Annotated in this window: 11 protein-coding genes; 4 read left to right on the top strand and 7 right to left on the bottom strand. The window is 72.2% G+C overall.

The window, feature by feature from the left end:
• Positions 1–32: 32 nt before the first annotated feature.
• Entirely contained in the window at positions 33–1793 is a 1761-nt protein-coding gene (argS, locus tag ACGF3I_RS31585; RefSeq protein WP_393138065.1) for an arginine--tRNA ligase, read from the bottom strand.
• A 157-nt stretch (positions 1794–1950) separates the two neighbouring features.
• On the opposite strand from argS, the gene lysS reads away from it, so the two are divergent.
• Complete coding sequence (gene lysS, locus ACGF3I_RS31590) at positions 1951–3702, top strand: lysine--tRNA ligase (protein ID WP_393138066.1); 1752 nt, start codon at positions 1951–1953, stop codon at positions 3700–3702.
• A 91-nt stretch (positions 3703–3793) separates the two neighbouring features.
• Here the strand turns inward: lysS and ACGF3I_RS31595 are convergent, their stop codons facing one another.
• From ACGF3I_RS31595 to ACGF3I_RS31605, 3 genes are all read right to left on the bottom strand, one after another.
• A complete protein-coding gene (locus ACGF3I_RS31595; protein WP_393138068.1) occupies positions 3794–5134 on the bottom strand; it encodes a DUF2637 domain-containing protein in 1341 nt (446 codons plus the stop codon).
• A gap of 104 nt (positions 5135–5238) precedes the next feature.
• On the bottom strand, positions 5239–6003 hold the full coding sequence (locus ACGF3I_RS31600) for a DUF3558 domain-containing protein (RefSeq protein WP_393138070.1): 765 nt from the start codon (positions 6001–6003) through the stop codon (positions 5239–5241).
• Between the two features lie 32 nt (positions 6004–6035).
• A complete protein-coding gene (locus ACGF3I_RS31605) occupies positions 6036–6896 on the bottom strand; it encodes a DUF3558 domain-containing protein (RefSeq protein ID WP_393138072.1) in 861 nt (286 codons plus the stop codon).
• A 199-nt stretch (positions 6897–7095) separates the two neighbouring features.
• Here ACGF3I_RS31605 and ACGF3I_RS31610 point away from each other — a divergent pair, with 199 nt between their 5' ends.
• A complete protein-coding gene (locus ACGF3I_RS31610) occupies positions 7096–8289 on the top strand; it encodes an RtcB family protein (protein WP_393138074.1) in 1194 nt (397 codons plus the stop codon).
• A gap of 966 nt (positions 8290–9255) precedes the next feature.
• Positions 9256–10083: a helix-turn-helix domain-containing protein gene (locus tag ACGF3I_RS31615; RefSeq protein WP_393138076.1), complete on the top strand. Its 828-nt coding sequence runs from the start codon at positions 9256–9258 to the stop codon at positions 10081–10083.
• A 31-nt stretch (positions 10084–10114) separates the two neighbouring features.
• On the opposite strand, the gene ACGF3I_RS31620 is transcribed toward ACGF3I_RS31615, so the two are convergent.
• Both ACGF3I_RS31620 and ACGF3I_RS31625 read right to left on the bottom strand, forming a co-directional pair.
• Entirely contained in the window at positions 10115–10879 is a 765-nt protein-coding gene (locus ACGF3I_RS31620) for an SDR family NAD(P)-dependent oxidoreductase (protein ID WP_393138078.1), read from the bottom strand.
• 124 nt (positions 10880–11003) lie between these two features.
• The gene (locus ACGF3I_RS31625) at positions 11004–11339 is read right to left on the bottom strand and encodes a YnfA family protein (protein WP_393138080.1); all 336 of its coding nucleotides are present in this window, start codon (positions 11337–11339) and stop codon (positions 11004–11006) included.
• A gap of 80 nt (positions 11340–11419) precedes the next feature.
• Between ACGF3I_RS31625 and ACGF3I_RS31630 the strand changes: the two genes are divergently transcribed.
• A complete protein-coding gene (locus ACGF3I_RS31630) occupies positions 11420–12031 on the top strand; it encodes a hypothetical protein (protein WP_393138082.1) in 612 nt (203 codons plus the stop codon).
• A 78-nt stretch (positions 12032–12109) separates the two neighbouring features.
• Here ACGF3I_RS31630 and ACGF3I_RS31635 read toward each other — a convergent pair whose 3' ends face one another.
• Positions 12110–13675, bottom strand: coding sequence for an FAD-dependent monooxygenase (locus ACGF3I_RS31635; protein WP_393138084.1), 1566 nt, complete (start codon positions 13673–13675; stop codon positions 12110–12112).
• Positions 13676–13684 lie beyond the last annotated feature (9 nt).

Raw genomic sequence — 13684 nt, forward strand, 5'->3', positions numbered from 1 at the left:
GACCGCAGGCGCGCGGGCAGGCGCCGGAGGCCTCAGAGGCGCTCGGGCGTGCGGATGCCGAGCAGGGCCATGCCCCGGGTGAGCGTGCGGGCGGTCAGCTCCGACAGGAACAGGCGGTTCTCCGCGACGTCCTTCGGCGGCTCGGGCTTGATGACCGGGCACTGGTCGTAGAACGTCGTGAACAGCGAGGCCAGCTGGTACAGGTACGCGGCCACCTTGTGCGGGGCGTACTCGGCGGCGGCCTCGTAGACCAGGTCGCCGAACGCGTCCAGGTGCAGGCCGAGCGCCCGCTCCGCCGGGGCGAGTTCGAGCTCCGGGTGGGCGGCCGGCGCCAGGTGGTCCGCCTTGCGCAGGATCGACTTGATCCGGGCGTACGCGTACTGGATGTACACCGAGGTGTCGCCGTTCAGGGACACCATCTGGTCCAGGTCGAACTTGTAGTCCCGGTTGGCCGAGGTCGACAGGTCGGCGTACTTGACGGCGCCGATGCCGACGTACCGCCCGTTCTCGACGATCTCCTGCTCGCTCAGGCCGACCTTCTCCGCCTTCTCGCGCACGACGGCGGTGGCCCGCTCGGCGGCCTCGTCCAGGAGGTCCTCCAGCTTGACCGTCGCGCCCTCACGGGTCTTGAACGGCTTGCCGTCCGCGCCGAGCACGGTGCCGTAGCCCATGTTGTGCGCGGTGACCTCCTCGCCGAGCCAGCCCGCCCGGCGGGCCGTCTCGAAGACCATCTTGAAGTGCAGCGACTGGCGCACGTCCACGACGTAGATCAGCGAGGTCGCGTCCAGGTCGGTGACCCGGTTGCGGATCGCCGAGAGGTCGGAGGCCGCGTAGCCGAAGCCGCCGTCCGCCTTCTGCACGATGAGCGGGACCGGCTGGTCGTCCTTGCCGCGGATCTCGTCGAAGAAGACCACGAGCGCGCCCTCGGAGCGCACCGCGACACCGGACTCCTCAAGGAGGCGGGCCGTCTCCGGCATCATGTCGTTGTAGGCCGACTCGCCGACGATCTCCTCGTCCCTGACCTGCATGTCCAGCTTCTCGAAGACCGAGTAGAAGTACACCTTCGACTCGTCCACGAACTGCTGCCACAGCTCCAGGGTCTCCTTGTCGCCGGACTGGAGGGCGACGACCCGCCTGCGGGCCCGGTCCTTGAATTCTTCGTCGGCGTCGAAGACCGCGCGGGAGGCCTTGTAGACCCGGTTGAGGTTCGACATGGCCTGCTCGCCGTCGACGTCCTCGGCCGGGGCCAGCTCGCCGGGGTTCTCGATCAGGTACTGGATGAGCATGCCGAACTGGGTGCCCCAGTCGCCGATGTGGTGGCGGCCGATCGTCTTCTCGCCGGTGAAGTCGAGCATGCCGCGCAGCGCGTCGCCGATGACCGCCGACCGCAGGTGGCCGACGTGCATCTCCTTGGCCACATTGGGCTGGGCGTAGTCGATGACGGTGACGCCCGGGTGCTCCTTGAGCGGCACGCCGAGCCGGTCGTCGGCGGCGCGCGCCGCGAGCGTCTCGATGATCGCCCGGTCGGCGAGCGTGATGTTCAGGAAGCCGGGGCCGGAGACCTCGATGTCCTTGATGGCGTCGCCGGCGACCTGGTCCACGACCTGGGCGGCCAGCTCCCGCGGGTTGCCCTTGAGCTTCTTGGCGAGCGCCAGGATGCCGTTGGCCTGGAAGTCGGCCCGGTCGCTTCGTCGCAGCAGCGGGTCGCTGGAGCCGGCCTCCGGCAGGGCAGCCGTGAGGGCGTCCGCCAGGCGCTGCTGGACAGTGGAAGCGAGGGAAGGGACCGAGGCCATGAGGTGCCGTTCCTGTCGGGGGTGAGGACGATTGCGCTGCGATTCTCCCATGCGGGCCCCCCGTGTTTCTCCTGAGATGTGGGCAACCCCCGGCCGGCCCGCTCCGTCTGGGAGAATGGGCGGGCCGGCCCCTTGCAGGCCTACGAGAAAGAAGGACGTGCCGACCGTGGCTCAGAGCAGCACCGAGACCGACTGGGTCTCCCGTTTCGCGGACGATGTCATCGCCGAGTCGGAGCGACGTGCGCCTGACGCTGCGAAATCTCCCGCCGAGGCCCCGGAGATCGTCGTCGCGTCCGGCCTCTCGCCCTCCGGACCGATCCACCTGGGCAACCTGCGCGAGGTCATGACCCCGCACCTGGTCGCCGACGAGATCCGCCGCCGCGGGTACCGGGTGCGCCACCTGATCTCCTGGGACGACTACGACCGCTACCGCAAGGTGCCGAACGGCGTCCCCGGTGTGGACGATTCGTGGAACGAGCACATCGGCCGCCCGCTGACCTCGGTCCCGGCGCCGGTCGGCTCGTCGTTCCCGAACTGGGCCGAGCACTTCAAGGCCGCCATGGCCGAGGCGCTGGCCGAGCTCGGCGTCGAGTACGACGGCATCAGCCAGACCGCGCAGTACACCGCGGGCGCCTACCGCGAGCAGGTGCTGCACGCGATGAAGCACCGCGCGGACATCGACGCCATCCTGGCGCAGTACCGGACCAAGAAGGCCCCGGGCAAGAAGTCGCAGAAGCCGGTCGACGAGGCCGAGCTGGAGGCCGCCGAGGGCTCCGGCGCCGCCGCCGAGGACGACGGCACCGGCTCGGCGGGCTACTTCCCGTACAAGCCGTACTGCGGCGGGTGCGGCAAGGACCTCACGGTCGTCACCGCCTACGACGACGCCACCACCGAGCTGACCTACACCTGCTCGGCGTGCGCGTTCTCCGAGACGGTGCTGCTCAGCGAGTTCAACCGCGGCAAGCTGGTCTGGAAGGTCGACTGGCCGATGCGCTGGGCGTTCGAGGGCGTGGTCTTCGAGCCGTCCGGCGTCGACCACTCCTCGCCCGGCTCCTCCTTCCAGGTCGGCGGCCAGATCGTGTCGATCTTCGACGGCGTCCAGCCGATCGGCCCGATGTACGCCTTCGTCGGCATCAGCGGCATGGCCAAGATGTCCTCCTCCAAGGGCGGCGTGCCGACCCCGGCCGACGCGCTGGAGATCATGGAGCCGCAGCTGCTGCGCTGGCTGTACGCGCGCCGCAGGCCCAACCAGTCCTTCAAGATCGCCTTCGACCAGGAGATCCAGCGGCTCTACGACGAGTGGGACAAGCTGGAGGCCAAGGTGGCCGACGGATCGGCGCTGCCCGCCGACGCGGCCGCCCACAGCCGGGCCGCCCGCACCGCGGCCGGTGAGCTGCCGCGCACCCCGCGCCCGCTGCCGTACCGCACGCTGGCCTCGGTCGTGGACGTCACCGCGGGCCACGAGGACCAGACCCTGCGCATCCTCACCGAGCTGGACCCGGCCAACCCGGTGACCTCGCTCGACCAGGTGCGTCCGCGCCTGGACCGCGCCGAGAACTGGATCACCACCCAGGTCCCGGCCGAGCAGCGCACCCTGGTCCGCGAGGAGCCCGACACCGAGCTGCTCGGCTCGCTCGACGACGCGGGCCGCGAATCGCTGCGCCTGCTCGTCGAGGGCCTCGACTCGCACTGGTCGCTCGACGGGCTCACCACGCTCGTCTACGGCGTGCCGAAGGTGATGGCCGGCCTGGAGCCGGACGCCAAGCCGACGCCGGAGCTGAAGGTGGCCCAGCGTTCGTTCTTCGCGCTGCTCTACAAGCTCCTGGTGAGCCGCGAGACGGGCCCGCGCCTGCCGACGCTGCTGCTCGCCGTGGGCGCCGACCGGGTGCGCAAGCTGCTCGCCGCCTGACCCGCACGCAGCACGCCGAAGGGCCGTCACCCGTCTCGGGTGGCGGCCCTTCGGTTCAACAGGGCTGCCGCGTTCGGCAGTTGACGTGCCGTCAGGCGATATGGTCCTCGACGGCCTCGGCCTCGAAGACCTGCTTGAACTGCGGGTACAGCTTGCGCAGCACCGCCGCGCTGTCGGGGTAGTCCACCTGGTGCTCGTCCGTGAGCTTTATGTCGAGCGTCTCGGTGGTGGGGTAGTCGCCCTCGGTGCGGACGTGCTGGCGGAAGACCTCGTAGGCCAGCTCGGCGAACTGGGCGAACTCGTCCTCCGTCGGGGCGGGTTCGGCCGCGGGTGCCTGCTCCGGCGCCTGCGGGCGGGCCTGCCCGGCCCGGGGCCCGGGCACGCCGAGCGGGCGTTCGCGGCCGGGACCCGAGGGGACCATCACCGGCTCCTGCTGCGGATCGTGCGCCTGCTGGGGCTGGGGCTGGGGCTGGGGCTCCGGCTGGGGGCCGTACGTCTGCTCGGTCCCGGGTTCGGCGAAGGCGGGGTCGTAGGTGCCCGCGTACTCCTCGGGCGAGACGTGCTGGGCCGCGAACCAGGGGCTCTCGTGCGTGGTGGGCTGCTCGGGCCCGGGCTGCGCCTGCGCCTGCTCGGCGGCGGGGTCCTGGCGCGGAGGAGCCTCGGGCGGGGCCTGGGTGTGGACGGGCGGCAGCTCGGGCTGCGGCGCGGGGCGGGCGGGCTCCGGGGCGGGCGGCAGCAGCACCGGGTCCATGCCGGCCGCGGCGAGCCCGGCCGGCGCCGTCTCGGCCAGCGGCACGCCGAACTTGGCCAGCCGCAGCGGCATCAGGGACTCGATGGGCGCCTTGCGCCGCCAGGCACGCCCGTAGACGGCCTGGAGGCGGGCCCGGTAGACCAGGCGGTCCTGTTCGAGCTTGATGACCTGCTCGTAGCTGCGCAGCTCCCACAGCTTCATCCGGCGCCACAGCCGGAAGGTGGGGATCGGCGAGAGCAGCCAGCGGGTGAGGCGGACGCCCTCCATGTGCTTGTCGGCGGTGATGTCGGCGATCCGCCCGACCGCGTGCCGGGCCGCCTCGACGGAGACCACGAACAGGACCGGGATGACGGCGTGCATGCCGACGCCCAGCGGGTCGGGCCAGGCGGCGGCGCCGTTGAAGGCGATCGTGGCCGCCGTCAGCAGCCAGGCGGTCTGGCGCAGCAGCGGGAACGGGATCCGCATCCAGGTCAGGAGCAGGTCGAGGGCGAGCAGCACACAGATGCCCGCGTCCACGCCGATCGGAAAGACGTAGGAGAAGTTGCCGAAGCCCTTCTGCAGGGCCAGCTCGCGGACCGCGGCGTACGAACCCGCGAAACCGATCCCGGCGATCACCACGGCACCCGCGACCACCACCCCGATCAGGATGCGGTGCGTCCGTGTCAGCTGAGTCGCGGCCACCCGCGTCCCCTCCCCTTGTCAAGCAACTGGCGGGCACAGCCTGGCACATGTGTACGGAGTCCGGCCCACAGGGGAGGGCCGGACTCCGTAGGGTCGCGCGGGGGTTACTTGTTGTTCGCGGCGGCGAGCGCGGCCACCGCCTCCTTCGCGGTGACGGTGGCGCCCTCCTGGACCTCGTTGGTCTGGGGGGCGTCGGCGCCCTGGTAACCGGTGCCGTTGTAGTCGACCGCGATCACCGCGTTGGCGCTGCGCACCACCACGACGCCGTACTTGAAGTCCGCGTCGGTCTTCTTCAGGTCGAAGGTGATCGCGGTGGCCTGGTCGCCGAGGCCGGGGACCGGCGTCGACTTCACGTTCTTCGCGTCGGCCGTCCCCTGCGCCGCCGAGACCGCGCGGTCGAACTGCTTCTGCGCCAGCGAGTCGCCGCTGCCCAGGCCGGCCGTCGAGTCGTAGCGCTTGAGGTCGATGTCGAGCCAGCGGTACAGCGAGCCCTGCACGCCCTTGTCGTCGAGGCCGTTCCAGGTGCAGCTCGCCTGGGACTGCGGGTCCGAGGTCTTGCCGACCTCCCCGGCCTTGGTCTTCGCCTTGGGGACGTACTTGTCGATCGACGCGGGGGTGACCGACTGGCACGCCTCGGGGAGCTTCTTGAACTTCGCCGGCGCGAGGGACGGCGAGGACGAGGCCTGCTTGCCGCCCGAGGACGAGGCCGACGACGACGCGTCCTTCTTCTTGTCGCCGCCGGAGTCGGAGGAGCAGCCCACTGCGACGAGCATCACAGGGACGGCGGCACAGGCGAGGACACGGGCGAGCCGGATGCGCGGGGCCGGGGCGTGGGCCTTTTCGGGGGTGGCCGGGGCTGATCGGTGCATGATTCCTTCGCTTCGTTCTTCGCGCTGGCGCGCTATTCGCTGAACTGCTCGACGAGCCTGCCGGCCAGGGCCTGGGCCTGCTCCTGCAGCTCCTTGCTGTCGGGGGCCGCGGCGGTGGCCGCCGTGGCCTGGGCCGCGTACTCGACGGTCACGATGACGTTGGACGTACGGAAGACGACAGTGACGGTACGTTGTCCGGCCGCCTGTGCGGCGTCGCCGCCGGACGGGGACGATACGTCGTTCAGGAACGCGGCGTCACCGAGACCGCTGAGCCGGCGCGGCTGCAGGGCGTCCTGGCCGGCGCCGTTCGAGGGGCTCGGCGAGGCGGGCGGAGAGCTCGGCGCGGTCGGGGCGCCGGTGGGCGGCCCGGACGGCAGCGAGGGGGCGCCGGAGGACGGCGAGGCGGACGCGGACGGGGACTTGGAGACCACCGGCGAGGGAGAGGCGCTGCGCGGAGCGGGCAGGTTCGCCGCGGTCTCCTTCTTGGCGTAGAGCTCCTTGGTCTGGTCGTCGTCGCTCACCGCGGGGTCGTAGGAGACGACCCGCTCGAAGTCGACCGTGAGTCTTCGCACACCCTCGGACGTCTCGTCCTTCCAGCGGCAGCCGACCCGCCGGTCGGTGTCGTAGGTGAGGTCGGCGGTGCCCGCGAGCTCCTTGGCGGCGTCCGCGTCGGCGAGGGAGGCGGCGCCCGGCAGCATGTCCTTGAGGGCGTCCTTGCTCGCGGCCCGGCAGGGCTCGGGCAGGGTGCGGTACTTCCCGGGCGGCGCGGCGGCCGCCTTGGGTACGCCCGCCTTGGCATCGGTCGTCGAGCCGTCGCCGCCGGAGGCCGCGGAGCAGCCGGAGGCGAGCGCCACGAGGAGCGCGAGACCAGGCACGTACGCCTTTCGCTGCACGGTTTCCGGGCTCCTTTCAGCGGGACGACGGAGGAAAAGCGGTTGCCGCCCGTGGGCGGTGGCCGGACACAATGTCTATCGCACGTGCAGCTGTGAACGCCGGTTCCTTGTCCTGGTTGTGGGTTTCGGCTCCAGTTTTTGCCTTACGTGCCTTTCATGGCTTTGGTGCCGTTTTCAGCTGTCGGGGGATCGAGGAATCATGTCGTACACGGAGATGCCGGGCGCACGGGTGCCCATCAGGATGTGGACCGACCCGGGGTCGGTGGACGACGGGGCGATGCAGCAGCTGCGCAACGTCGCCACGCTGCCGTGGATCAAGGGCCTCGCCGTCATGCCGGACGTCCACTACGGCAAGGGCGCCACCGTCGGCTCGGTCATCGCGATGCACGGCGCGGTCTGCCCGGCCGCGGTGGGTGTGGACATCGGCTGCGGGATGTCCGCCGTCAAGACCTCGCTGACCGCCAACGACCTGCCCGGCGACCTCTCCCGGCTGCGCTCGAAGATCGAGCAGGCCGTCCCGGTCGGCCGCGGCATGCACCGCGACCCGGTGGACCCGGCCCGGCTGCACGGCTTCCCCACCTCCGGGTGGGACGGGTTCTGGGAGCGGTTCGAGGCCCTCGCCGAACCGGTCAAGTTCCGCGAGCAGCGCGCCGCCCAGCAGATGGGAACGCTCGGCTCGGGCAACCACTTCGTCGAGTTCTGCCTGGACGAGGCGGGCTCGGTCTGGCTGATGCTGCACTCCGGCTCGCGCAACATCGGCAAGGAGCTGGCGGACTTCCACATCGGCCAGGCGCAGAAACTGCCGCACAACCAGGGCCTGGTCGACCGCGACCTCGCCGTCTTCGTCGCGGACACCCCGCAGATGGCGGACTACCGGCGCGACCTGTTCTGGGCGCAGGAGTACGCCCAGTACAACCGGGCGATCATGATGGCGCTCTTCCAGGACGTGGTCCGCAAGGAGTTCAAGAAGGCCAGGGTCACGTTCGAGCCGGTGATCTCCTGCCACCACAACTACGTGGCCGAGGAGCGGTACGACGGCATGGACCTGCTCGTCACGCGCAAGGGCGCGATCCGGGCCGGCTCCGGCGAGTTCGGGATCATCCCGGGTTCGATGGGCACCGGCTCGTACATCGTGAAGGGGCTCGGCAACGCGGCGTCCTTCAACTCGGCCTCGCACGGCGCCGGCCGCAGGATGAGCCGCAGCGCGGCCAAGCGCGCCTTCTCCACGCGCGACCTGGAAGAGCAGACGCGGGGCGTGGAGTGCCGCAAGGACGCGGGCGTGGTCGACGAGATCCCGGGCGCCTACAAGCCGATCGAGAAGGTGATGGACCAGCAGCGCGACCTGGTCGAGGTCGTGGCGAAGCTGAAGCAGCTCGTGTGCGTGAAGGGCTGAGGGCCGGCCCGAGGACCAGGGCCTGAGGACCGCCCCCGCAGAGGGAGGGGGCCGGACGAGAGGTGGGGGAGGGCGGCCGGGCCGGGGGCGTGAGCCCCCGGCCGCCGCCTCTTCCCGGCCCGCATGCCGGGAAAGCGCCGGTTGGGGCGCGCGGCTGTGCCATCGGCGGCCGAGGGCCACCGGGCACTGCCCGTATCACGAGGAACGTACCGGGGAGGGGTCCGGCTTTGTCCGGGCGGCAGTGGCAGAAACCGCCCGGTGTCCGCGGGACGCCCGGCAGGGCATCGTCTGCCCATGCCCTGCACTGCCGGTTCTGGCGTACGCGGACAACGTCCTCGTGACAGCGGACGTCAGGCGATCAGAACCCGCCCTTCACAGGGAAGTTGATCGTCCTCAGCCAGCATGCAGCACGCGCCGTCGGTTTTCCGCTGAAGATTTATCCGCTGAAAAGCCGGATGGGAAAAGATCCGGCCCCGCGGGCGGAAATCCCGTGGTCAGTGGCCGAATGAGCAGGGGTGCACCGGGTTGCCGCCCGGGAGGGGCGGGTAGCAGAGCAATGCCCGGAAGGGCCGACCGTATCCGACCCGTCCATGAAAGGGCACACCTCGCCGCTCGTCACCCGGCCGGTGCACCGCGCCGTCGTCCGCAGTGACTGTTGTCTCAGCCCCCGGCGTCCGCGCCGGCGGCCGCCGCACCCCGCACGCCCGTGTCCCCGCTGGCCGACGGACCCCGTGGCACCCCAGAATCACCCGATGGCGTCCGAGGAACCGATCCGCTCCGACAACGGGGCGTACAGCGACAATGGAACGTACGCCGACCACGGGAGGCGCACCGGCCGTCCGGTGCACGCCGTGGACCCGGCCCGGGGCCGATCGCAGAGTCGGGACCGAGCGTCGGGAGCGGCTGTTCCAACCGCGCGGCCGGCGGCTATGTCGCAGGCCGCCCGTCACCGGGGGAGAACCACAGATGGACAAGCCCGCTCTGCGCTCCCTGCTGCGCGAGCGCCGCGCGCTGATCAAGCCCGAGAGCCACGGGCTGAGCAGGCCCACCCGGCAGGGACGGCGGGCGCCCGGACTCTCGCAGGCCCAGATCGACCAGATCCTGCACCGCGCACCCGACACCTACGGCCGGCTCGAGTCCGGCCGCTATCAGAACCCGCCCGCCGACCTGCTCCAGGACGTGGCCCGGCTGCTCGGCATGAACGAGCAGGAGTGGATCGCGCTGTGGCGGTACTGCCTGGGCCAGGACCCGCCGTTCCCCCTCAACTCGCAGTCCGGCGAGGAGATCCCCGGCGTGTGGCAGGAGGCCGTCGACGGCATCACGCACATGGCGTACGTCAACGACCGCTCCTGGAACCTGCTGGCCTACAACAGCTGCTGGGCCGAGCTCTTCCCCGGCGGGCGGGTGCCGCGGAACACGATGCGGTGGATGGCGGTGGACCGGGGGGCCCGGGAGACGCTGATCGACTGGGAGCACTCGTGGGCCCCGCTGGTGCTGCCGCAGCTGAGGGCCGCGCTCGCCGCCGACCCCGGTGACCAGACGCTCGCGCAGATCGAGAAGGAGGTCCTCGCGGACCCGCTGGCCGCCGGGATCTACAACCGCCCCAGCGCCTATCTGCACCCCGACGGCGACGAACGCCCGCTCAACCACGCCCGGCTCGGGCCCGGCTGGGCCACCATGTGCGCCGCCCAGCCGATGGCCGCACCGGGCGCCCGCCTGATCATCCTGGTGTTCCACGCGGGCGAGAAACGCCGCCACGCCCGGACGCCGATGCTGCGGGCCGAGGCGCCGTAGGGCCGCCGGGCCCGGGCGGCGCCGGCCCCGGTCACTGCTCCCGGTGGACCTTGGTGTTGGAGGCCTGGGCCCGGGGGCGCACCACGAGCAGGTCGATGTTGACGTGGCTGGGACGGGTGACCGCCCAGGTGATCGTGTCGGCCACGTCCTCGGCGGTCAGCGGCTCGGCCACGCCCGCGTAGACCTTGGCGGCCTTGTCGGCGTCGCCGCGGAAGCGCGTCGTGGCGAACTCCTCCGTCTTGACCATCCCGGGCGCGACCTCGACGACCCGCACCGGACGCCCGACGATCTCCAGGCGGAGCGTCTCGGCGAGCACCCGCGCGCCGTTCTTCGCGGCCACATAGCCGCCGCCGCCCTCGTACGTGGCGTGGCCCGCGGTCGAGGAGAGGATCACGACCGTGCCGTCGCCCGAGGCCTCAAGGGCGGGCAGCAGCGCCTGTGTGACGTTGAGCGTGCCGATGACGTTCGTCTCGTACATCCGGCGCCAGTCCTCCGGATCGCCGGTCGCCACCGGGTCGGCGCCGAGCGCCCCGCCCGCGTTGTTGACCAGCACGCCGATGGTGCGGAACGCGGTGGCGAACTCGTCCACCGCGGCCCGGTCGGTCACGTCCAGGGGATAGGCGGTGGCCTGGTGGCCCGCCTCGTTGATCTCGGCGGCCAGCGCCTCGATGCGGTCCTTGCGGCGGGCGGTCAGCACCACGCGGTAGCCGGCGGCGGCGAGCCCGCGGGCGGTGGCGGCACCGATCCCGCTGCTCGCTCCGGTGACGACGGCGATCGGGGTCCCGGCGGCAGTCATGTCGTGCTCCTCGCGCGTGTGGTGAGTACGCCGCCAGGATAGGCGGGGCCGGCGGGCCCGGCCGGGGCGGGCGGGGGCGGGACGGTGGTGGGGCGAATCCGGGCCGCCGGCGTCCGCGGCCTGCTCAGCGCCCGCGCGGGGCGTACATGATCACGGCCATCCCGGCCAGGCAGACCAGCGCCCCCGTGACGTCCCACCGGTCGGGCCGGTAGCCGTCGGCGACCACGCCCCAGGCGATCGAGCCCGCCACGAAGACCCCGCCGTACGCGGCCAGGATCCGGCCGAACTCGGCATCGGGCTGAAGCGTCGCCACGAAGCCGTAGACGCCGAGCGCCAGCACCCCGGCCCCGATCCACACCCAGCCCCGGTGCTCCCTGACGCCCTGCCAGACGAGCCAGGCCCCGCCGATCTCGAACAGGGCGGCCAGGACGAACAGGAGGACGGAACGCGCGACGAGCATGGGGCCAGGGTGGCATGTGCGGGCGTGCCCGCTCGGGGTGGCGTGCAGGGGAAATAAAGGGTGGAAGGTACCTTTCGCCCATGGTGGTTCGTGTGATGAACAGATCGAGCGGACGCGGCGCCGCCGCCACGGTCCGTCCGGCCGGTGCTCGCGGGATTCCGGCGACCGTCGTCCTGGCCGTCCTGGCCGCGGCGGCCCTGATCGCGACCGGCACCCCGAGCGGCGCGGCCGACGTCCCGGGCGGCGCGGCCCGCGCCCCCGGGCCGGCGGCTCCCGGCCCCGCGCCCGGCCCGGCCACCGGCCCGGGTGCCGAGGCCGACCTCTCCTACCACGGTCACGTCTCCCTGTGGAACGGCCGGACGGGCGTCTGGCTCGTCACCGAGAACCACGGTCCGGCGGCGGTCACCGGGGCGACCGTGCGGCTGCGGTTCTCGGTGCCGCTCGACTCCGGCGCCGCCCTGCCCCCCAGCTGTCTGCGGACCGGCCCGGCGACGGTGCAGTGCGGCAGCGGCTCGATGCGGGCGGCGGGCAGCGGACCCCAACTCGCCCTGGACGTGGCCGTGGTCGGCAACCCCGACGAGATCACCCTGGACATCGACACCGTCTGGAACGGCGGCGCGAACGACCGCAACCCGGCGAACAACACCCACCGGGTCCTGGCACCGGCCACGGGCGACGCTTACACCTTCTGAACCGCCTTCAGCGGGGGCTGAGTTGGCGCGGGTAGCGCTCAACTCCGCGCGTACTCAAGCGACTTGTGCGGTACGGGGTCACACGCGACCCGTCCAGCGATGGAGTGCCGCGTGCAGGCCCGCCGCGTCCGGCTGCTCGCTCGCCCAGGCCACGTACCCGTCGGGGCGCACGAGCAGCGTGGTCGTGCGGCCGCTCCGCCAGTGCGCGCCCACCACTCCCTCGGGCGCCGGGTCCCCTCCGTCGCGGGCCGTCACCAGGACGAACTCGCCCTGGCGCAGGGCCTCGTAGAGACGGCCCTCCGCGAGGTCCAGGTCGGGGGCGCGCGTGCCGGCCAGGGGATGCGCACCGCGCTCGGCCGGGTAGGAGATGCCGACGCCGCTGATCATGCCCATCGCCTTGGTGGCGGCCGGACGCGCCGTGCGCAGGAACCGGACGAGCAGGGAGCGGCCCGCCCGCTGCCACGGGGCGTGCGCCATGGCGATGCGCAGGAGCGCGCCGCTGGTGCGCAGCACCGTCGCGCCGACCGGATGGCGCTCGGCCTCGTAACTGTCGAGCAGCGCCTCGGCGTCGGAGGTGTGGCCGCGCAGGACGGCGGTGAGCTTCCAGGAGAGGTTCGCGGCGTCCTGGAGGCCGGTGTTCATGCCCTGGCCGCCGGCCGGTGAGTGCACGTGCGCGGCGTCCCCGGCGAGCAGGATCCGGCCCACCCGGTAGGAGGGGGACTGGCGTTCGTCGCTGTGGAAGCGGGAGATCCAGCGGGCGTCGTGCATGCCGTGGTCGGAGCCCGTGGCGTCGCGGGTGATGGCGCGCAGCTCGTCGAGGCCGACGGGTTCCGTGTCGGGGACCTGATGCTTCCGGTTCCAGCCCATGACCCGGTGGTAGCCGTCGCCGAAGGGGGCGATGACGACGAACGAGTCCCGCGAGCCGACGAGGGTGAGCGGGGTCTTCGGCTCCTCGGTGAGCCGCACGTCGGCCAGCACGATCGAGCGGATGACGGACCTGCCGGGGAACGGCAGCCCCAGCTGCGAGCGGACCGCGCTGTGCACGCCGTCGGTGCCGACGGCATAGCGGGAGCGTACGGTGACGGCCGGCCCGCCGGTGGCGTCGCGCAGCTCGGCGCTCACCCCCTCGCGGTCCTGACGCAGGCTCAACAGCTCGTGCTCGTACCGGAATTGGACTCCGGCGGCCAGTGCGCGACGCTCCAGCAGCTGTTCCGTCTCGAACTGCGGGGCGACGAGCATGAACGGGAAGCGGCTGCGCAGCCGGCTCATGTCGAAGGCGACCTGGCCGAACATGTTCATGCGGTCGAGCGTGGTGCCGCGCTTGATCAGCTCGTCGGCCAGGCCCCGGGTGTCCAGCATTTCCAGGGTGCGCGCGTGGACGGCGAAGGCGCGCGTCATGTTGCTGATGCCGTGCGGCCGGCGCTCGGCGAGCGTGACGCTCAGGCCCGCCGCCGCCAGGTCCCCCGCGAGGAGGAGCCCGGTGGGGCCCGCGCCGACCACGAGGACGTCCGTGGTGACCAAGGAGCTGCCGGGCTGCGGCGAGGCCCCGGGATCCGGCGAGCCGGAGGGGGCGTCGGCGGGTGCGGTGGTGTCGTCGGGGCGGGTGGAGTCGTGCGGGCCGGACGCGCGGGCGGGGTCGTTCATGACTGCCTC

It is taken from the genome of Streptomyces sp. NPDC048111 (genome assembly GCF_043202815.1).
Lineage (GTDB): Bacteria > Actinomycetota > Actinomycetes > Streptomycetales > Streptomycetaceae > Streptomyces.

Bases quoted from the DNA above. Each gene is read 5' to 3' on its own strand.
- argS (WP_393138065.1), bottom strand. From the start codon at position 1,793: ATGGCCTCGGTCCCTTCCCTCGCTTCCACTGTCCAGCAGCGCCTGGCG.
- ACGF3I_RS31600 (WP_393138070.1), bottom strand. From the start codon at position 6,003: ATGCACCGATCAGCCCCGGCCACCCCCGAAAAGGCCCACGCCCCGGCC.
- ACGF3I_RS31610 (WP_393138074.1), top strand. From the start codon at position 7,096: ATGTCGTACACGGAGATGCCGGGCGCACGGGTGCCCATCAGGATGTGG.
- ACGF3I_RS31615 (WP_393138076.1), top strand. From the start codon at position 9,256: ATGGACAAGCCCGCTCTGCGCTCCCTGCTGCGCGAGCGCCGCGCGCTG.
- ACGF3I_RS31620 (WP_393138078.1), bottom strand. From the start codon at position 10,879: ATGACTGCCGCCGGGACCCCGATCGCCGTCGTCACCGGAGCGAGCAGC.
- ACGF3I_RS31625 (WP_393138080.1), bottom strand. From the start codon at position 11,339: ATGCTCGTCGCGCGTTCCGTCCTCCTGTTCGTCCTGGCCGCCCTGTTC.
- ACGF3I_RS31630 (WP_393138082.1), top strand. From the start codon at position 11,420: ATGGTGGTTCGTGTGATGAACAGATCGAGCGGACGCGGCGCCGCCGCC.
- ACGF3I_RS31635 (WP_393138084.1), bottom strand. From the start codon at position 13,675: ATGAACGACCCCGCCCGCGCGTCCGGCCCGCACGACTCCACCCGCCCC.